A 19,075-nucleotide genomic window follows, 5' to 3' on the forward strand; every position below is an offset into this window, starting at 1 on the left:
GGGAAGATCGCGGTAACTGCCGGAAGGCAATAGCGGAGGTAGAGCCTATGGCCGACAACCGCTCCGAGACCCTTAGCGGTCTCACGGCAGATGAAGCCCAAGCATTCCACAAGTACTTCATGCAGGGTTTCATCATTTTCACGGTGGTCGCAGTCGTGGCCCATATCCTTGCTTGGATGTGGCGTCCCTGGCTGCCGTCCGTCGATGGCTACGCATCCTACATGGATGGCGTGAACAGTGCGCTGACCAGCGTGCAATCGTTCCTGGCTTAAGGAGGAAAGAAGATGTGGAGGATTTGGCTTCTCTTCGATCCCCGCAGGATGCTGGTTGCAATGGCGGCGTTCCTGTTTGTGCTGGCATTGCTGATTCATTTCATCTTGCTCAGCACGGATCGTTTCAACTGGATCGAAGGCCCGATGGCGAGCGCCACCGAGGTCCAGACTCAGCTGGACACCATGACGGGCTAACCACGCCCGTGACACGGTAGTGGGCACGGGGCGCGGTCCCCGACAAGGGACTAACTCCCGTGCCCTCCACCTCTCTAATTCGTTGCCCGGCGCATTGTGCGCGGGCGCTTACCGGACGGAGGATGAAGCGATGGTGATGCTGAGCTTCGAGAGGAGATATCGCGTGAGGGGTGGAACCCTGATCGGCGGCGATCTCTTCGATTTCTGGATCGGGCCGTTCTACGTCGGCTTCTTCGGGGTCACCACGATCTTCTTTGCCACGCTAGGTACGGCCTTGATCGTCTATGGCGCTGCACTGGGACCCACCTGGAATCTGTGGCAGATATCCATCGCTCCCCCCGACCTGAAATACGGCCTGGGACTGGCGCCCCTCAAGGAGGGCGGGCTGTGGCAGATCATAACGATCTGCGCCATCGGCGCGTTCGTGTCCTGGGCGCTGAGGGAAGTGGAGATCTGCAGGAAGCTGGGCATTCAATATCACGTGCCCTTCGCTTTCGGCTTTGCGATCTTCGCCTACGTGACGCTGGTGGTCATCCGCCCGCTGCTGCTGGGCGCCTGGGGCCACGGTTTCCCCTACGGCATCTTCAGTCACCTGGACTGGGTGTCGAACGTCGGATACCAGTTCCTGCACTTCCACTACAATCCGGCGCACATGCTGGGGGTGACCTTCTTCTTCACCACCACGCTGGCGCTCTCGCTGCACGGTTCGCTGGTGCTCTCCGCGGTCAACCCCGCCAAGGGCCACAGCGTCAAGACGCCGGAGCACGAGGACACCTACTTCCGCGACTTCATCGGCTACTCCATCGGCACGCTCGGCATCCACCGCCTGGGTCTCTTCCTGGCGCTGTCGGCGGGTTTCTGGAGTGCTGTGTGCATCGTGATCAGCGGACCCTTCTGGGATCGCGGCTGGCCGGAATGGTGGGGTTGGTGGCTCAACCTGCCGATCTGGTCTTAAGGGAGGGCGCGTCATGGCGAACTACCAGAATATATTCACGCAAGTCCAAGTCAGGGGCGCGCCGGAACTCGGCATTCCCCTCGGCAGGGGCGAAGGCGAGCGCATCGGCACGCCGGGCTTCAGTTACTGGATCGGTAAGATCGGCAACGCCCAGCTCGGCCCCATCTATCTGGGCTGGACCGGCGTCATCTCGCTGATCTTCGGGTTCATCGCGATCGAGATCATCGGCCTCAACATGTGGGCCTCGGTCGGCTGGGACCCTGTCGAGTTCGTCCGCCAGCTTCCCTGGCTGGCGCTGGAGCCGCCGCCGGCGGAGTACGGCCTCAAGGTTCTGCCCCCTCTCGCCGAAGGCGGCTGGTGGCTGATCGCGGGCTTCTTCCTGACGGCCTCCATCCTGCTCTGGTGGGTGCGCAGCTACCGCCGGGCGCTCGCGCTCGGCATGGGAACCCATGTCGCCTGGGCTTTCGCCTCGGCCATCTGGCTCTATCTGGTGCTGGGCTTCATCCGCCCGATTCTGATGGGGACCTGGTCGGAAGCGGTGCCCTTCGGCATCTTCCCGCACCTCGATTGGACCACGGCCTTCTCGATCCAGTACGGGAACCTCTATTACAACCCGTTCCACTGTCTCTCGATCGTGTTCCTCTACGGCTCGACCCTGCTGTTCGCCATGCACGGCGCGACGATCCTCGCGGTCAGCCGCTATGGCGGCGAGCGTGAAATCGAGCAGATCACCGACCGTGGCACGGCCTCGGAGCGCGCCGCTCTCTTCTGGCGCTGGACCATGGGCTTCAACGCCTCCATGGAATCCATCCACCGCTGGGCCTGGTGGTTCGCGGTCCTGACCCCGCTCACCGGCGGCATCGGCATCCTCCTGACCGGCACGGTCGTGGATGACTGGTACCTCTGGGCGCAGAAGCATGGGGTGGTGCCGGGCTATCCGGACATCTATCCGGGCGTGACCGATCCCAGCATGGGAGGAGCAGCACAATGAAACCCTATGTAATTGCAGGGCTGGCGGTCGTTGGCTCGCTACTGACCATCGCCATGGTCTTCACCTCCGGCTGGAACCTTCCGCCCGCGGAAAGCAGCCAGCTCGGCTACCGTGGCGTCGGCCTGGTCGAGACGGTGGACAAGGGCGGCAACGCCGCCACCGTGGCCGCCAACATGGCCCCGGAGCCGATCTACCCCTACGAGCCGATCGCCGACGAACCGCTGGCCAAGGACGTCTATGAGAACGTCCAGGTGCTGGGGGATCTGCCGGACTCTCAGTTCACGCGGCTGATGGCCCACATCACCGAGTGGGTCGCCCCGGAAGAGGGCTGCGGCTACTGCCACAATCTGGAGAACCTGGCCGACGACAGCCTTTACACCAAGGTCGTCTCACGCCGGATGATCCAGATGACCCAGCACATCAACGTGGACTGGACCGACCACGTCGCGGACACGGGTGTGACCTGTTACACCTGTCACCGCGGCCAGAACGTCCCGGCCGAGATCTGGTTCTCGGGCGACGGTCCGAAGGGCGCCAAGGGCATGGCGGGCTATCGCGGCGAGGGTCAGAACGTGGCCGGCGTCAACGTGGGCCTGACCTCGCTCAACTACGATCCCTTCACACCGCTGCTGCTCGAGGACGGACAGATCCGTGTCGCGACCGGGTCGGCTCTGCCGGCCGGCGCCAACACCTCGATCCAGCTCACCGAACGGACCTATTCCCTCATGATCCACATGTCAGAGGGGTTGGGCGTCAACTGCGCCTACTGCCACAACTCGCGCAACTTCGCGGATTGGGGTCAGAGCTCGCCGGCGCGCATGACCGCCTGGCATGGCATCCAGATGGTGCGGGATCTCAACAATGAATACTTGGTGCCGCTCGGCACGACCCTTCCGGAAAACCGTCTCGGCCCGGCTGGGGACGCGCCCAAGGCCTACTGCACGACCTGCCACAACGGGGTCAACAAGCCTCTGAACGGCACCAAGATGGTAGAGGACTTCCCCTCGCTCCGCCCGGCCAACTAGCTGGAAGGAGCGAACCAAACTCCGACCCTCACCGGAGTTCACCACCCATAGAGGAGGCCAAGAATCGGCCTCCTCTCTTTTTGCCTGGAATCCGGAAGAGGCGGAATAACGCAGCCGCCGCTAAGGCGGCGGTGGCGAAGCTCGATACTAAGGAGGAAAAGCGCCGCCCTAGCGGCCGATGTCGAGGTCGGGCCAGCGGCTGAGGTAGATGCGGAACCAGGGGGCGAGACCCTCGGGGGCTTCCGACAGCTCCCTGTGCAGTTCCTGGGCGTTGGCCCAGCGTGTCTCGCTGACCTCTTCGGGGTTTGGGGCCATGCGCGGGCTTTCGCTCTCCAGCCGTCCGACGAAGAGGTGGACGTGTTCGTTCTCGATCAGGCCGCCGCCGACCTCGGCTCGGTAGCGGGTCTCCCCGACCGCGCGCAGCGGCGCTGAGACGCCCAGTTCCTCGCGCAGACGGCGGTGGGCGCAGCGCTGCGGCTCTTCCTCCCAGTGGGGATGGGAACAGCAGGTGTTGGCCCAAAGACCGGGACAGTGGTACTTGCCGGCCGCCCTGCGTTGCAGCAGCAGCTTGTCTTCATGGAACAGGAAGATGGATACCGCCTGGTGGAGCTGGCCGCGCTCATGCGCCTCCAGCTTGCCCATCGGGTAGAAGCTGCCGTCCTCGGCGATGGCCGGGATCTTGGCCGTCAAGGAGCGGTCGAGACCGCCGTCCCGGGCCCGCTCGCCCGGTTTCGTGCGGATCATGCAGCGCGCTCCAGCCCCAACTCTCCCCAAATCATGGAGAGCGCGGTGACCAGCTTGTCCACGTCGGCGTCGCTGTGAACCGGCGAGGGGGTGATGCGCAGGCGCTCTGTCCCACGCGGCACGGTCGGATAATTGATCGGCTGGACATAGATCGCAAAGCGCGCCAGCAGTTCATCGCTGATCTGCTTGCAGAGCGTCGGATCGCCGACCATGACCGGCACGATGTGACTGGGGTTGTCCATCAGCGGGATGCCGGCGGCCATCAGGCGGCGGCGCACCAGCGCCACCCGCTCACCCTGGCGAAGGCGCTCAGCGGAGCTCTCCTTCAAGTGGCGGATCGAGGCGGTCGCGCCCGCGGCCACTGCTGGGGGAAGGGCGGTGGTGAAGATGAAGCCGGAGCAGAAGCTGCGCAGGAAGTCGCAGATCGCGGCCGAGCCGGTCACATAGCCGCCGACCACGCCGAAGGCCTTGCCCAGCGTGCCCTGGATCACGGTCAGTCGCTCGGCCACGCCCTCGCGCTCCGAGATGCCGCCGCCGCGCCGGCCATAGAGGCCGACCGCGTGGACTTCGTCCAGATAGGTCATGGCGCCATGCGCCTCGGCCACGTCGCAGATCTCGGCGATCGGGGAGATGTCGCCGTCCATGGAGTAGACGGACTCGAAAGCCACCAGCTTCGGGCGATCGGGGTCCAGCTCACCCAGTTGGCGGTCGAGGTCTTCCGGGTCGTTGTGCTTGAAGAGGGTCTTCTCGGCCCGGGAGTGGCGGATGCCTTCGATCATGGAGGCGTGGTTCAACTCGTCGGACAACACGACGCAGCCGGGCATCTGCGCTGCCAGGGTGGAGAGCGCCGTCCAGTTGGAGACGTAGCCAGAGGTGAAGAGCAGCGCTGCTTCCTTGTCGTGCAGATCGGCCAGCTCGCGCTCCAGCAGCACATGGTGGTGGTTGGTGCCGGAGATGTTGCGCGTGCCGCCGGCGCCCGCTCCGCAGCGGTCGAGAGCGGCGTGCATCGCGCTCAGGACCTTGGGGTGCTGGCCCATGCCGAGGTAGTCGTTGGAGCACCAGACCGTGACCTCGCGCTCGCCATCCTCGCAGTATTGGCAGGCTTTCGGGAAAGCGCCGTTGTGGCGTTCGAGCTCGGCGAAGATGCGATAACGCCCTTCGTCGCGGATCTGATCCAGCCGTGCCTGGAAGAAAGCTTCGTATTCCATGGTCCGTCTCCCCGTGGGTATTGGTCTTAAAACCTCGTTTCCCGTTCAAGCGGAGCTTTGCCGGCGTCCCCCGACGCCATTTGAAAGCCTCCGCCCCCTACTCGGCGGCCTGCAGCGCGCAGGCCTCCAAATCGCTTTTCAGGCGCTCGGGCGCGGTGATCTTGCCGATCGCCATGACCCTTGCGCGTTCTTCGCCCTGCGGCGCGAAGGCGGTCATGTAGCTGCGCCCTCCCGCCAGTTCGAAAAGAATCCAGCCCTCGCCGCTGTGGGCCAGGCCCTTGAGGCGGCGAATCTCGCCATAATCGCCGCGCGCCGCCGATGACAGCAGGCGCTCCAGGCTCTCGGCCTCATAGAAGCCGGACAGCGTCGTGCTCCAGGAGGTGAAGCCCAGCGTCTGCTCCAGGTCGTGATGATGCGCGTGGTCTTCGTGATGTTTGCCCGCCCCGTGGTCCTCGGCGTGGTCGCGGGCGTTGTCCTGGTCCTCTTCGGCCTTGGCGGCCGTCATCAGCGCGACCAGCGCGCGGTCGGGGTCCAGCGCTTCGTCCATCATGGAAAAGCGCGCGGTGACCACGTGGGCCCGGGGGTTCAGCATGCTGAGCGTCGAGCTGACCGTGGCCAATTCCGCCGAGCCCACCAGATCGGTCTTGTTGATCACGAAGACCGGCGCCACCTCGGCCTGCATCTCGAAGTAGTCGGGCAGGTTGGCGTAGTCCTTCAGGAAGGCCGCCGCGTCGATCAGGGTGTAGAGATGCAACTGGCCCAGCAGGGGGCGGATGTCCGGACGGTTCAGGACCGCCAGCAGAGAGGTCACGTCGGCCACGCCGCTGGGCTCGATCAGGATGCGCTCGGGCTGATAGCGCTTCATCACCTTCACCAGTTGCTTGGCGAGGTCGCCGCGCAGCGAGCAGCAGATGCAGCCGTTCGGCAGTTCCACGACCTCCGCGCCCCGGTTGCCCAGACGCGAGGCGTCGATCCCCATCTCGCCGAAATCGTTGACCAGGGCCACCGTGCGGCGCTCTCCCGCGCCCTGCATCAGGCGGCGCAGGAAGGTGGTCTTGCCCGCGCCCAGGAAGCCGGCGGCGATGGTGACGTCCACGGGCTTGCTGGCCTGTTCGCCGCGCGATTTCAGGCCCCAGTGCCACAGCTTGGCGGCGGGCAGCGGCACCACCAGGAACCAGTGCTCCAGGATCGCGAGGATCATCATGGTGGAGAGCAGGATCATGGCGACCGACTCGAAGGAACCGGCGGGCGCTGCGATCACGCTTTCGACCATCATGCCGGCGATCACGGTGGAGACCGTGACCGAGACCGGGAACAGCAGGTTCATGGACTTCTTCTTCAAGAAGCCGCGCAGGAACTGAAGGTGCTCGGGCAGGAACTCCTCGTTCAGGTTGCGCACGCCCAGGAAGACGTTGAGCTTGGCGCTCTGATGCATCCACCAGAGCACGATGAAGGTCCAGGTGCCGACCTGATTGGGCGCGCCCCAGGTCAGCCAGACCACGACAGCGCCGCTCGCGATGATCGCCAGCTCGTGATAGAGGCTGGTGCCGATGGCGTGCAGGAAGTGGCGCCAGCCGCTGCAACCCTCCTGGCAGACGGTCTTCCGCGGGCCGGTGACATAGCCCATGTAGAAGGAGATCTCCTGCCAGCCCCAGGCCAGAAGCCCGAAGGTGAAGGCCCAGTAAGCGCCGCTGACGCTGGCGTCCTGCGCGGTCGCGTGAAGGCCGTAGAGAGAGGCGGTGAGGATCGCCGTCGCGCCCAGCATCGACCATTTGAAGGTCTTTCTGGGCAGGCCGTCCAAATAGATGATCGCCCCGGTGGAGAACCACCAGACGAAGAGGGCGAAAAGGATCGGCGCGGCGTAGTCCCACATGGGATTATCGGTCCTTATTCAGTCGCCAGCCCTTACCAGGCCGGGCTCAGCCGGCTTTCCTCCGGCAGTTCGTTGCTCTTGGCGGGCAGGATGTAGAGCCGCCCGAAAACGGCGGCGGCGGCCAGCGCCAGCCCGCCCTGCTTCAGCTTGCCGAGGACCCCGCCCTGTTCCTGGGCGCGGCTCATGGCCTCGTTGATGCGGCGCAGGCGCTCCAGCCCCTTGGCGAAGCGCGGGTCGTCGAGGTCGAGCAGCACCGGGAAGACCTGCTTGGAAATCTCGGAGGTGATGCGGAAGACCTGCATGTCGTAGGCGGTCGGATCCAGGCCAAGCGCCTTGTGGAACTCCGGCCGGGCGTGGTCGCGCACGTACATGGTCGCGTAGACGGCCAGCTGGAAGAAGCGCACCCAGAGCTTGTTGTGGCCCTGGAGCAGCTTGGGGTTGGCGCGCATCAGCAGCGCGAAGGCCTCGCCATGGCGGAACTCGTCGTTACACCACTGCTCGAACCAGATGAAGATCGGGTGGAAGCGCAGCTCCGGATGCCGCTCAAGCTGGCGGTAGATGGAGATGTAGCGCGCATAGCCGATCTTCTCCGACAGGTAGGTGGCGTAGAAGATGAACTTGGGCTTGAAGTAGTGATAGCGCTTGGACTTGGTCAGATAACCCAGGTCCACGCCCATGCCATAGTCCTTCAGGGCGTCGTTGATGAAGCCGGCATGGCGCGATTCATCGCGGGCCATGTACTTGAAGAGCGCGCAGATGTCCGGGTTGGTGCCGCGCTTCTTCATCTCCGCGTAGAGCACGCAGCCGGAGAACTCGGCCGTCAGGGAGGAGACCAGGAAGTCGGTGAACTCCCGGCGCAGGCCGTCGGGCAGGTCCTCCAGCCGGGGCTGATCCCACTTATCGTTGCGCTTGAAGTGATGCTTGTTGGTGTCGGCTTCCAGCTCGGCGATCAGCACGTCCCATTCCTTGCGGACGGGCGTTACGTCCATCGCGTCCAGCTCGTCGAAATCGGTGGTGTAGAAGCGCGGGCTGAGAACCGTGTTCTCCTGCGCCATTTCCGTGGTTTCGCTTTTGAGCGAGAGCTGTTCGATGGTCATAGCTTCCTCCCGGAAGAAAAGCTCACCTCGAGGAGTTCGAGGGGTTGCATGTGGCCCGCCAGGCGGGCGAAGAGGCGCTCGAGCGCGCTTGCGAGCCGCACGTCCGCGCGGCGCGTGAAACTGGCGCTCTCGCCGTAAGGCACGGCGATCGGCTCGCCGTGAACGTGAATGCTGTCGCCGGGGCGCAGGGCGATCGGCTCATCGAGCTCGACGTGCGCCGCCAGGCTTTCGAACTTGTTGACCACTTCGATCCGGCAGCCGACTTCCAGGCTGCGTCCAAAGAGGGTCTGCATCAGGTTTGAGTGTGTCCGTTCGGTCATGGCTTCACCTGCGGGGTTCCCAGGAAGCGGGCGAAGACGCGGGCGTTGGTCACGCCGAAGGCGCCGAGCGCCACTTCCTGTCCGGTCACCGGGTCGATCAGCGACAGGCCGCCGTTCTCCCAGAGTTTCAAGTCGAAGGCGGCCTCCGGACCGGCGCCGGCCTTTTTGCGCTCCCCGGCCAGGCCGCGCATGGTCGCGCGCAGGAAGCCGTTGCTGGTCGGCTCCAGAATCTCGATCTCCTCGCCGCTCTTGGCGTCGCGCACGATGACCTCGCCGCTCTTGCCGTCTTCGAACTGGATGGAGCGGCTCATCACCTCGACGCGGTTCTCGGGCCTCTGACCTGCGTCGATCACCTCCAGGCGCACCAGGGTGGTGAAGAGAAGGGCGAGACCCACGACAGCGCCCGCGCCGATAAGGACGGGCTTGGGAAAGCGCTCCAGCTGCGGGTTATCGTGGGTTTCTGCCGTCATCTCTTCACCTATCCTCTGGGGTTCGCGTCAGCCGGCGGCCGCGCCGTAGCCCTCGCCCAGGTGGGCCGGACCGCGCTGCGGCTTTTCCTTGGCCGGGCCTTTGGCCTCGGTCGTGACGCTCTCACCTGTCTCTTCGGCCTGGGCGAGCAGCGTCTCCTTGGTCAGCGCCTCGGTCAGCAACTCGGCCACCGGGTCGACCTCGTCCAGCGCGCGCAGCATCGGCTCCGGCTTGGCCAGGTGCCAGGGACGCACGTTGGGCCAGAGCAGGCTGTAGTAGACGCGCTGCTCGGGATCGACCTTCATGGCGAGATCGCCGCTGCCGTCGGCGTTGCGGTTGAGGCGCGCGGCCTGGATCAGCTTCAAGGGGATGTTGATCGTGACCGGCAAGGCGACGCCGGTCCGGATGATGATCCGCTTGTTGGTGAGCGTGTAGATGGTCGCGCGCGCCATGGCCCAGGCGACCAGGGCGATGATGCCGAGGCCCGTGGCGCTCATGGTCAGGATCCAGGTGGCGCTGGAGAAGACCTCCGCGGGTGCGGCGCCCTCCAGGACCCGTGCCCCGACCTGCCAGACGAACAGAAGGGCGAAGTAAACGGCGATCTTCCGGATGTGGAAGGCGCGCCGCGCAAGACGGCTCCAGGCCGGTGCGCCCCGCCAGAGGATCTTCTCCTCCGGCGGCAGGCGCTTTGGCAGCCCGGGGATGGGCTCGAACGCAAAGTCGTCGTGCTGATGGTCCCTGGGGCTCATAGCAGCGACTCTGTGCGCTGGCGCGAGGCGTAGAGGGTGCCGGCGCCGTAGTAGGCGGTGATCCGGTCTTCCTCCAGCAGCGTCACCTGATCCGGGTTGGCGAGCGCGGGAACGCCGCCGAACTGATCGGAGAAGAGGGCGCTGACATGCACCTTGCCGCGACGGCCGTCGACCTTCGAGAAGGTCACCGGCAGCAGCACCGTGCCGCCCGCCTCGCCCCCGAGCTTCACCTCGAAGTAGCGGGCCAGCATCTCCATACGGTCGACCCAGACGTCGGTGATCTCACCGGCGACCTTGCCGTCGGCGCCGACCACCTTCATGCCGCGCGGATCGTGATCCTCTTCGGCGACCGAGAAGGACCCGGCGCTGCGCAGCGGCGCGATGCGGGGCTGACCGTGCAGGTCGGCGTCCGGCTTGTTGGACCGCTGGGCGTAGGAGCCCGGGCCGACACCGGCGCTGAGCGGGTCGCCGTTCGGCACGTAGGGCGCGCCGGACCAGACCGCCGTGCGGGTGGCGTTGATCTGCCGCTCCGGCTCGGGCGAGGGCGCCTGCTTGGTGCTGCCGTCGGGCAGATGGAAGGTCTTGGGATCGGGGATCAGAAGGCGGCTCGGCTTCGCCGGACGGCCGGTCTGAACGTCGTTCTCCAAGGGATAGCCTTCGCGGCGGTCTTCCTTGCGGATGTAGAAGATCAGCAGGAAGAAGAAGACCCAAAAGGCGTAGAGCGTCAGCTGAGCGACGTCGATGTAGTCATTAATAGCTCCGGTTTCCATTTTTCCCTCCGAAAGCTTGTTAATTCGGCATGTCCGCGAGGCCGAAACCCCGCTGCCGCCGGTCCAAAGCGCGCCCGTCGTTGTCCCGCTCCTGGTGGCGCGCCAAGGGCCCGATCGCAATAAGCGTCAGGAAGAGCAGGATGATCTCGATGTGATAGACCGCCGCGTAACCGGCGACGGAGTTCTGCAGGGCTTCGCCCAGATGTCCTTTGACGGCCAGGCCCGCGATCAGGTCGCGAAGGGCGCCGCCCAGCAGGAAGCCGAGGCCGGTCGCCGTGGCCTGCACCGCGCCCCAGGCGCCCAGCGCCAGGCCGCTGAAGCCCTCGCTGGCCAGCGCCATGACGGCGGTCAGGGTGCCGACGGCGAAGAGCCCGCCGCCAAAGCCGATCAGGAAGCTGCCGATGCGGAACAGCAGGGCCGATTCCACGGTGCCCGCGAAGATGACGGCTGAGAAGGCCCAGATTCCGGCCAGCAGCCCGATGGCCGCCAAACGGTGCGGCTCCGCCCCCGCCGAAAGCCGCCGGGCGGCCAGCATGAAGCCCAGAAGCGCACCACCGGCCAGGAAGGCGGTCAGCGCCGTGGTCTCGCCCACGGTCATGCCCAGGACCTCGCCGCCATAGGGCTCCAGCAGGACGTCCTGCATGGAAAAGGCGGCGCTGCCCAGGCCGATGGCCAGCAGCAGGCGGGTCGGATTGGACTTGCCCCGGAACTCGGCCCAGGCCTCGAAAAGGCTGGGACGCTGCGGTGCCTCGCCCCGCAGGGGAATGCGCGGCTCCTGCTTCCAGAGCGCGATCACGTTGAGGATCATGGTGAGGGCTGCGGCACCCTGGATCACCTGGATCAGGCGCTTGGGCGAGAAGGAGTCGAGCAGCAGGCCGAAGATCAGCGCGCTCGCCACCATGCCGACCAGCAGCATGACGTAGAGCAGCGCGACCACCCGGGGGCGGTCTTCCTCCGGCGCCAGATCGTTGGCCAGCGCAAGGCCGGCGGTCTGGGCGGTGTGCAGTCCCGCGCCCGCCAGCAGGAAGGCGAGCCCGGCGCCCAGCGTGCCCGCGAGCACGTTCTGGGTCGGGCCCTCGCCCAGCACCAGCAGGGCGAAGGGCATGATGGCGAAGCCGCCGAACTGAAGCAGCGTGCCGAGCCAGATGTAGGGCACCCGCTTCCAGCCCAGCACCGAGTGGTGATGGTCGGAGCGGTGGCCGATCAGGGCGCGGAAGGGCGCCGTCACCAGCGGCAGGGAGATCATCAGCGCGACCAGCCAGGCCGGGACGCTCATCTCCAGGATCATGACGCGGTTCAGCGTGCCGCTCAGCAGCACCACCGCCATGCCGACGGAAATCTGGAACAGCGAGAGGCGCAGGAGCCGGCCCAGCGGCAACTGCTCGCTCGCGGCGTCCGCGAACGGCAGGAAGCGCAGGCCCACCCGCGTCCAAAGATTGCTGACCCTGATCGGCGCGTCGGTCATCTCGGTAGAAGCTCCTCCGCGTGAGACATGTAAAATCCGGTCGTGATCCGGTGGTTGCGCGCGCAGCGCCAACCCGCGAGATCCGGCGAGGCCTCGATCAGGCCGCGCAGCTTGGTCTCCGCGATGGGCTCGATCGCCGGTGCGCGGTTGCCGCGCGGAAAGGCGCGTCCAACCGTGTGCATGACGGTCAGGGCCGGGGTGCGCGGCGCGAAGGTGAAGATCAGGGAGCCGCGGGTCCGCTCGGCCAGCCGCGCCAGCATCCCGGTCATATCCGCGGCGCGGTAGTGGATCAGGGAGTCCATGGCCACCACGTGGTCGAAGTGGCCCAGCTCCGGGTTCAACATGTCGCCCGCCAGGAAGGTGATCTTCGCACCCGGCAGGCGCTCGGCGGCGCGCTCACGCGCAAGGCCGACGAGAGTGGGGGAGATGTCGACCGCCACCACTTCCGCGCCGCGCGCGGCGGCTTCCATGGCCAGCGCACCCGTGCCGCAACCCGCGTCCAGCAGGCGCAGGCCCTTCATGTCGTCGGGCAGCCAGGACAGCAGGGTGGTGCGCATCTCGTCGCGCCCGGCGCGCACCGTGGCGCGGATGCCGCTGACCGGGGCGCTGGAGGTCAGACGCGCCCAGGCCTCGGCCGCGGTGCGGTCGAAGTAGGTCTCCAGTTCCTGGCGTCGAGTCTGATAGCTGGCGCTCTGCATGGCGGCTGTCCGTCTCCTTCCGGTCTTAGTCGAAGCCGAGGAAATCGAAGATCTCCCGGTCCTTCATGGGGGTGGCGTTCAGCTCTTCGGTGCCGGCCCAGAGGGTGGCGGCGAGCTTCATGTACTCGTTGCGGACCTGCTCCACCTCCGGCGAATCCTCCATCTCGAAGAGGGTGCACTTCTTGAGGCGGCTGCGCCGGATGGCGTCCACGTCCTGCAGGTGCGCGAGGCGCTTCAGGCCGACCGCCTCATTGAAGCGGTCGATCTCGTCGGTGTCCTTGCTGCGGTTGGCGATCACGCCGCCCAGGCGCACGTCGTAGTTCTTCGCCTTGGCCTGGATGGCCGCGACGATGCGGTTCATGGCGAAGATCGAATCGAAGTCGTTGGCGGCCACGATCACCGCGCGCTCGGCATGCTGGAGAGGCGAGGCGAAGCCGCCGCAGACCACGTCGCCCAGCACGTCGAACAGCACCACGTCGCTGTCTTCCAGCAGGTGATGCTCCTTCAGCAGCTTCACGGTCTGTCCGACCACGTAGCCGCCGCACCCGGTGCCCGCGGGCGGGCCACCGGCTTCAACGCACATCACGCCGTTGTAGCCTTCGTAGACGAAGTCCTCGGTGCGCAGCTCCTCGGTATGGAAGTCCACCGTCTCCAGGACGTCGATCACGGTCGGCACCAGCCGGCCGGTCAGGGTGAAGGTCGAATCGTGCTTGGGATCGCAGCCGATCTGCAGGACACGCTTGCCCAGCTTCGAGAAGGCCGCCGAGAGGTTCGAGGAGGTCGTGGACTTCCCGATGCCGCCCTTGCCGTAGATCGCGAAAACCTTCGCGCCGTCCACTTCCATGGGCACTTCCGAATGGACCTGGACGCTGCCTTCGCCGTCTTCGCGGCCGCTCTTGCCCGCTGCTGCGCGCAGTCTCTGGCTCATGTAGTTCATGCCGCTACCTCTCCGTTGATTCCTTCGACCCGGTCTTCCAGCTCCTCACCCGCTTCCTGCAGAGAGGCCTGCGTGGCCTCGTCCGGTTGCCAGTAGCGGCGCTCACTCGCCTCAAGAAGGCGATTGGCCAGACGAGCAGACGCGACCGGGTTCAGCGCCGCCATGCGTTTGCGCATGTCCTCGTCCAGTAAGAATTTCTCGGTCACCTTCTCGTAGACCCAGGGGGCCACGGCGTCGGCGGTCGCCGACCAGCCGAAGGTGTTCGTGATGTGGGCTTCGATCTGGCGCACGCCCTCGTGGCCGTGGCTCAGCATCGACTCGTACCACTTGGGGTTCAGGATCCGCGTGCGGGTCTCCAGCGCGACCTGCTCGGACAGGGTCCGCACCTTGCCGTCGCTGGTGTTCTGGTCGCCGACATAGACGTCCGGCGCTTTCCCGCGGGCCCGCGCCACGGAGCGGCTGATGCCGCCCAGCGTATCGAAGTAGTAGTCCAGCGAGGTGACCCCCAGCTCGACCGACTCCAGGTTCTGGTAGGCCAGATCGACGGAGGAGAAGAGGTCGGACATCAGCTCGCGCTGGCAGAGCGGCTTGCCGCCCATGCCGTAGGCGAAGGACTTGCGGGTCATGAAGGCGTTGGAGAGCTCGTCCTCCTCGTCCCAGGCGCCGCTGTCGATCAGATGGTTGACGTTCGCGCCGTAGGCGCCCTCGGCGTTGGAGAAGATGCGCAGCGCGGCGGTTTCCAGGCTGCAGCCCTCGTGCTTGGCCATGTAGGCCAGCGCGTGCTTGCGCACGAAGTTCTGCTCCTCGGGCTCCTCCGCGGCGGCGGCCAGATAGAAGGCCTCGGCCAGCAGCTTGGTCTGAAGCGGCAGCAGGTCGCGGAAGATGCCCGAAAGCGTCACCACCGCGTCGATGCGCGGGCGGCCAAGGCTCTCCAGCGGCAGCAGCTCCGCGCCGACCAGCCGCTTGTAGCCGTCGAAGCGCGGCTTGGCCCCGACCAGCGCCAGGGCGATGCCGATGGGCGTGCCTTCCGACTTCAGGTTGTCGGTGCCCCAGAGCACCAGCGCCACCGACTCCGGCAGGCTCTTGCCCTCGTCCAGGTGGCGCTGAAGGATGCGCTCGGCCTGACGCGCGCCCTGCGCGACGGAGAAGGCGCTGGGCAGGCCGTAGGGGTCGAAGGCGTTGATGTTGCGGCCCGTCGGCATGATCTCCGGCTTGCGCAGCAGGTCGCCGCCCGGCGCGGGGCGGACGAACCCGCCGTCCAGCGCATGCATCAGGGAGGGAATCTCACGGTTCTCGGCCAGCAGGCCGGAGATATGCGCCAACGCGGCCAACCGCTCGCGGTCACCCGCGCCGCCGCATTCCAGATCCTTCCGGCGCGCGGCTTCCAGGCCGCCGCCGTCGACCAGGATTTCCAGCGCGGCGCGTGACACATGGGCGTTCCGCCCCGGCTCGCCGCCCGGCTCTTCCAGGGCGTCCAGCAGCTCGATGCGCTGCTCGCGGGCGAAGGGCTCGCCCAGGGTGTGCATGTCATAGGGGATCAGGGTTTCTTCCAGCTCTCGCAGCTTGGCGCGCAGCAGGTCGATTCCGGCCTCGGGGTCCCCGGCCCAGTCTTCCCCGGCCCAGTCTTCTCCCGCCGGGACCAGGTCCAGCCCGGCGGCCTGTTCGGCGATCAGCGCGGCCAGCTCGGCCAACTCCTCGCTCTGCGTGGGCTTCAGGTGGCGGCGCGTCTCGATGGAGGCCTTCAGGTCTTCCAGTTCCTTGTAGAGCCCCGCCTTGGCGACCGGCGGCGTCAGGTAGCTGACCAGCGTCGCGCCGGACCGGCGCTTGGCGATCGCACCCTCAGAGGGATTGTTGGCGGCGTAGAGGTAGAAGTTCGGCAGGCTGCCGATCAGGCGGTCGGGCCAGCAAGCGCCGGAAAGCGCGGTCTGCTTGCCCGGCATGAACTCCAGCGCGCCGTGGGTGCCGAAGTGCAGCACGGCGTCCGCGCCGAAGTCCTCGCGCAGGTAGTCGTAGAAGGCGGCGAAGGCATGGGTCGGGGCCATGCCCCCTTCGAACAGCAGGCGCATCGGGTCGCCCTCGTAGCCGAAGGCGGGCTGCACGCCGACCACGACCTTACCGAAGGACGCGCCCAGCACGTGGATGGAAGCGCCGTCGCTGTTGTGCTTGCCGGGGGCCGGGCCCCAGGCGGCCTCGATCTCCTTCAGCCAGGGCTGGCGGCGCAGGTGGGTGTCGGTCGGAATACGCTCCAGCACGTTGGCGTCCGCGCCGAAGGTGGCCGCGTTGCCCTTCAGGATGGTCTGGCGCAGCGCGTCCAGGGACTCCGGCAGATCGACGTCATAACCCTCCGCCTTCAAGGCTTTCAGGGTGTTCATCAGGGAGGCGAAGACAGAGAGGTAGGCCGCCGTGCCGGTCGAGCCGGAGTTGGGCGGGAAGTTGAACAGCACGATGGCGAGCTTGCGCTCGGCCTTGGGCGTCTTGCGTAGCCGGACCATCGCTTCGATGCGCGCGGCCAGCTTCTCGGCGCGCTCCTCGTGGACCGTCATGTCGCGGCTGCGGCCGTCCGCCGCGGCATCGCTGCGCCCACCGAAGATCATCGGCGAGATCGCGCCGTCGAGCTCGGGGATCGCGACCATCATGGTGGCCTCGACCGGGGTCAGGCCGTGGGTCGACTGGTCCCAGGTCTCCAGGCTCTGGAACTCCAAGGCGTGGGCGGCGACGTAGGGAACGTCCAGCCCGGCGAGCGCTTCCTCGGCGGCCTGCTTGTCGTTGTAGGCGGGGCCGCCGACCAGCGAGAAACCGGTGAGCGAGAGCAGCGCATCGACCGTCGCCTTGCCGTCCTTCATGAAGAAGCGTTCGATCGCCGGGCGTGCGTCCAGACCGCTGGCGAAGGCGGGCACGACCTTCAGGCCGCGCGCCTCCAGGGCGGCGATGACGCCGTCGTAGTGCTTGGAGTTACCGGCCAGCACGTAGGAACGCATGATCAGCAGCCCGACCGTGCCCTTGAGCGGGCCCTTGGGCTTGGGCAGATCGGAAAGGCGTTCGGTGATGCGCGCCTTGCAGCGCGGGTGATATAGCCCCGTGTCCGGCCAGATCTGCGGTTCGCCGGCGTTCAGCGCGCCCTTGAAGTGCGCGCGCTCGCCCGCGGCGTAGCGGTTCAGCAGGAAGCGGACCATGTTGGCCACGTCCTCGTCGCTGCCCGACATCCAATATTGCAGCGTCAGGAAGTAGGCGCGCAGGTCCTGGGCGGTGCCGGGGATGTAACGCAGGATCTTGGGCAGGCGGCGCAGCATGGCGACCTGCTGGGCGCCGGCGCCGCCGCCCTTCTTCTTGGCGCCGCGCAGGCGCTTCAGCAGGCCGACGATGCCCTTGGCCTCGCCGTCCATCCTGAGGTCGCCCAGACGGGTCAGCTTGATGACGTCGCCCGCCGACATGCAGGCGACCATGGCATCGCAGCTGTCCCGGCGGGCTTGGAGCGCGGGCAGGACCGACTGGATGTGGTCCTCCATGAACAGCATGGTCGCCAGCACGATGTCGGCCTTTTCGATGTCCTCCAGGCAGCGCTCGCGCGCGTCGGGATCGCCGCTCCATTCCGCCAGGGCGTGCAGACGCAGCTCAAGGCCCGGCAGCTCGCGGCGCAGCAGGCGCTCGGCGCGCTGCACGGCGCTCGCCAGGTGACCGTCCAGGGTCACGATGGCGACGCGTACCTTTGTCGCGTCAGCGGCTGAAGTGGGCCTTGGCATCGTACAGCGTCTCTACGGTTATGAGGTTCACGCCCTGATCGGCGGCGAATCGTTCGGTGTTGCGGCGCGCCTTTCCGCGCACGAAGAAGGGGATGCGGCCCAGCTCGCGCTCGGCCTCCTTGTCCCAGGAAAGCGCGCCTTCCGAGGGTTCGGACGGCGCTTCCTTGGGCTGTGTTTCTTCAGACTGAGTTTCTTCCCGCTTGGCGCTCGCAACGGCGCGGCCATGCTCGCTCGCCAGGTGGGAGGGCGCGGCGCCGTCGGTGAACTCGAAGTCCTCCTGGAACATGCGCAGAAGGTGTTCTTCCAGGCCCATCATCAGAGGGTGGACCCAGGTGTCGAAGATCACGTTCGCGCCTTCGAAGCCGGCCTGCGGCGAATAGCGGGCGGGGAAGTCCTGCACGTGCACGGGGCTGGAAATCACCGCGCAGGGCACGCCCTGGCGCTTGGCGATGTGGCGTTCCATCTGCGTGCCCAAGAGCAACTCGGGCTGCAACTCGGCGACCGCCGCCTCGACCTCCAGATAATCGTCGGTGATCAGCGCCTCCAGGCCCAGAGCCTCGGCGGCTTCGCGCACTTCGCGGGCCTGTTCGCGGCTGTAGGTGCCGAGGCCCACCACCTCGAAGCCCATCTCCTCGTGCGCGATGCGCGCAGCGGCCAGGGCATGGGTGGCGTCGGCGAAGATGAAGACCCGCTTGCCGGTCAGGTAGGTCGAGTCGATGGAGCGCGAGTACCAGGGCAGGCGCGAGTCCAGCTCGTCGCTCGGCGCGTCGATCCCGGCCAGCTCGCAGACCTCCTTGATGAAGTCGCGGGTGGCCCCGACGCCGATCGGCACGGTCTTGGTCATGGGCTGGTGGAAGTTGCGCTCCAGCCAGCGTGCCGCCGTGGCCGCGATCTCGGGATAGAGCACGACGTTGAAGTCGGCCTCGCCGATATGGGTCAGGTCCTCGGGGCTGGCGCCCAGCGGGGCGATCAGGTTGATCTCGACGCCCAGACGCTCCAGCAGCTTCACCACTTCCGTGACATCGTCGCGGTTGCGAAAGCCGAGCGAGGTGGGGCCCAGGACGTTGCAGCGCGCCCGCGTTCCCGGCTGGCGCTCCGGGCGCTTCTCGCCCGGCGCCGGGCGGAAGGGCGAGGCCAGGGTGCGGATCAGCTGATAGAAGGTCTCCGAGGCGCCCCAGTTCTCCTTGCGCTGGTAGGCCAGAAGTTCCACGCCGACCACCGGAATCTCAAGGTCCAGCGCCTTGGCGAGCCCCATGGGGTCGTCCTGGATCAACTCGGCGGTGCAGGAGGCGGCGACCAGCAGGGCGGAGGGCTTGAAGCGCTCATAGGCCTCCTGACAGGAGGACTTGAAGATGCTGGCGGTGTCGGAACCCAGGTCGCGGGCCTGGAAGGTGGTGTAGGTCACCGGCGGGCGCTTTTCGTTGCGCTCGATCATGGTGAAGAGAAGGTCGGCGTAGGTATCGCCCTGCGGCGCATGCAGCACGAAGTGCAGGTCGCGCATGGAATTGGCGATCCGCATGGCCCCGACGTGGGGCGGTCCTTCGTATGTCCACAAGGTCAGCTGCATT

At 66.6% G+C, this 19,075-nt stretch carries 18 protein-coding genes; 5 read left to right on the forward strand and 13 right to left on the reverse strand.

Annotated elements, in window-relative coordinates; genetic code table 11:
- Positions 1–47: 47 nt before the first annotated feature.
- The 5 genes from pufB (at position 48) to pufC (ending at position 3,438) form a co-directional block, all read left to right on the forward strand.
- The gene (pufB, locus tag P8X75_04295) at positions 48–272 is read left to right on the forward strand and encodes a light-harvesting antenna LH1, beta subunit (protein MEJ1994422.1); all 225 of its coding nucleotides are present in this window, start codon (positions 48–50) and stop codon (positions 270–272) included.
- Positions 273–284: 12 nt separating this feature from the next.
- On the forward strand, positions 285–467 hold the full coding sequence (gene pufA, locus P8X75_04300; protein MEJ1994423.1) for a light-harvesting antenna LH1, alpha subunit: 183 nt from the start codon (positions 285–287) through the stop codon (positions 465–467).
- A gap of 130 nt (positions 468–597) precedes the next feature.
- Positions 598–1,422 (forward strand): photosynthetic reaction center subunit L, encoded by an 825-nt coding sequence (gene pufL / locus P8X75_04305; GenBank protein ID MEJ1994424.1) that lies wholly within the window; start codon positions 598–600, stop codon positions 1,420–1,422.
- Positions 1,423–1,435: 13 nt separating this feature from the next.
- Positions 1,436–2,413 carry a photosynthetic reaction center subunit M gene (gene pufM, locus P8X75_04310; GenBank protein ID MEJ1994425.1) on the forward strand — a complete coding sequence of 326 codons (978 nt, stop codon included), beginning with the start codon at positions 1,436–1,438 and terminating at the stop codon, positions 2,411–2,413.
- Complete coding sequence (gene pufC, locus P8X75_04315; GenBank protein ID MEJ1994426.1) at positions 2,410–3,438, forward strand: photosynthetic reaction center cytochrome PufC; 1,029 nt, start codon at positions 2,410–2,412, stop codon at positions 3,436–3,438. Before pufM ends, pufC begins: the two co-directional genes overlap by 4 nt.
- Positions 3,439–3,606: 168 nt before the next feature.
- On the opposite strand, the gene idi is transcribed toward pufC, so the two are convergent.
- The 13 genes from idi to bchB all read right to left on the reverse strand — a co-directional run bounded on the left by idi (position 3,607) and on the right by bchB (position 19,074).
- Entirely contained in the window at positions 3,607–4,182 is a 576-nt protein-coding gene (gene idi / locus P8X75_04320) for an isopentenyl-diphosphate Delta-isomerase (GenBank protein MEJ1994427.1), read from the reverse strand.
- Positions 4,179–5,390, reverse strand: a complete 1,212-nt coding sequence (hemA, locus tag P8X75_04325; GenBank protein ID MEJ1994428.1) for a 5-aminolevulinate synthase — start codon at positions 5,388–5,390, stop codon at positions 4,179–4,181. The genes idi and hemA overlap by 4 nt, the downstream gene beginning before the upstream one ends.
- Positions 5,391–5,487: 97 nt before the next feature.
- Entirely contained in the window at positions 5,488–7,263 is a 1,776-nt protein-coding gene (puhE, locus tag P8X75_04330; GenBank protein MEJ1994429.1) for a putative photosynthetic complex assembly protein PuhE, read from the reverse strand.
- Positions 7,264–7,295: 32 nt separating this feature from the next.
- Entirely contained in the window at positions 7,296–8,360 is a 1,065-nt protein-coding gene (gene acsF / locus P8X75_04335) for a magnesium-protoporphyrin IX monomethyl ester (oxidative) cyclase (GenBank protein ID MEJ1994430.1), read from the reverse strand.
- Positions 8,357–8,680, reverse strand: coding sequence for a hypothetical protein (locus P8X75_04340; protein ID MEJ1994431.1), 324 nt, complete (start codon positions 8,678–8,680; stop codon positions 8,357–8,359). Before P8X75_04340 ends, acsF begins: the two co-directional genes overlap by 4 nt.
- Complete coding sequence (puhC, locus tag P8X75_04345) at positions 8,677–9,150, reverse strand: photosynthetic complex assembly protein PuhC (GenBank protein ID MEJ1994432.1); 474 nt, start codon at positions 9,148–9,150, stop codon at positions 8,677–8,679. Before puhC ends, P8X75_04340 begins: the two co-directional genes overlap by 4 nt.
- A gap of 27 nt (positions 9,151–9,177) precedes the next feature.
- Entirely contained in the window at positions 9,178–9,897 is a 720-nt protein-coding gene (gene puhB / locus P8X75_04350) for a photosynthetic complex putative assembly protein PuhB (protein MEJ1994433.1), read from the reverse strand.
- The gene (puhA, locus tag P8X75_04355) at positions 9,894–10,667 is read right to left on the reverse strand and encodes a photosynthetic reaction center subunit H (GenBank protein ID MEJ1994434.1); all 774 of its coding nucleotides are present in this window, start codon (positions 10,665–10,667) and stop codon (positions 9,894–9,896) included. Before puhA ends, puhB begins: the two co-directional genes overlap by 4 nt.
- Before the next feature lie 19 nt (positions 10,668–10,686).
- Complete coding sequence (locus P8X75_04360; GenBank protein ID MEJ1994435.1) at positions 10,687–12,132, reverse strand: BCD family MFS transporter; 1,446 nt, start codon at positions 12,130–12,132, stop codon at positions 10,687–10,689.
- Entirely contained in the window at positions 12,129–12,830 is a 702-nt protein-coding gene (bchM, locus tag P8X75_04365; protein MEJ1994436.1) for a magnesium protoporphyrin IX methyltransferase, read from the reverse strand. Before bchM ends, P8X75_04360 begins: the two co-directional genes overlap by 4 nt.
- A 25-nt stretch (positions 12,831–12,855) precedes the next feature.
- Complete coding sequence (bchL, locus tag P8X75_04370; protein MEJ1994437.1) at positions 12,856–13,767, reverse strand: ferredoxin:protochlorophyllide reductase (ATP-dependent) iron-sulfur ATP-binding protein; 912 nt, start codon at positions 13,765–13,767, stop codon at positions 12,856–12,858.
- Positions 13,764–17,507, reverse strand: a complete 3,744-nt coding sequence (locus P8X75_04375) for a magnesium chelatase subunit H (GenBank protein MEJ1994438.1) — start codon at positions 17,505–17,507, stop codon at positions 13,764–13,766. Before P8X75_04375 ends, bchL begins: the two co-directional genes overlap by 4 nt.
- Positions 17,482–19,074, reverse strand: a complete 1,593-nt coding sequence (bchB, locus tag P8X75_04380; protein MEJ1994439.1) for a ferredoxin:protochlorophyllide reductase (ATP-dependent) subunit B — start codon at positions 19,072–19,074, stop codon at positions 17,482–17,484. Before bchB ends, P8X75_04375 begins: the two co-directional genes overlap by 26 nt.
- Position 19,075: the final 1 nt, after the last annotated feature.

This window comes from Limibacillus sp. (genome assembly GCA_037379885.1).
Classification (GTDB): domain Bacteria; phylum Pseudomonadota; class Alphaproteobacteria; order Kiloniellales; family CECT-8803; genus JARRJC01.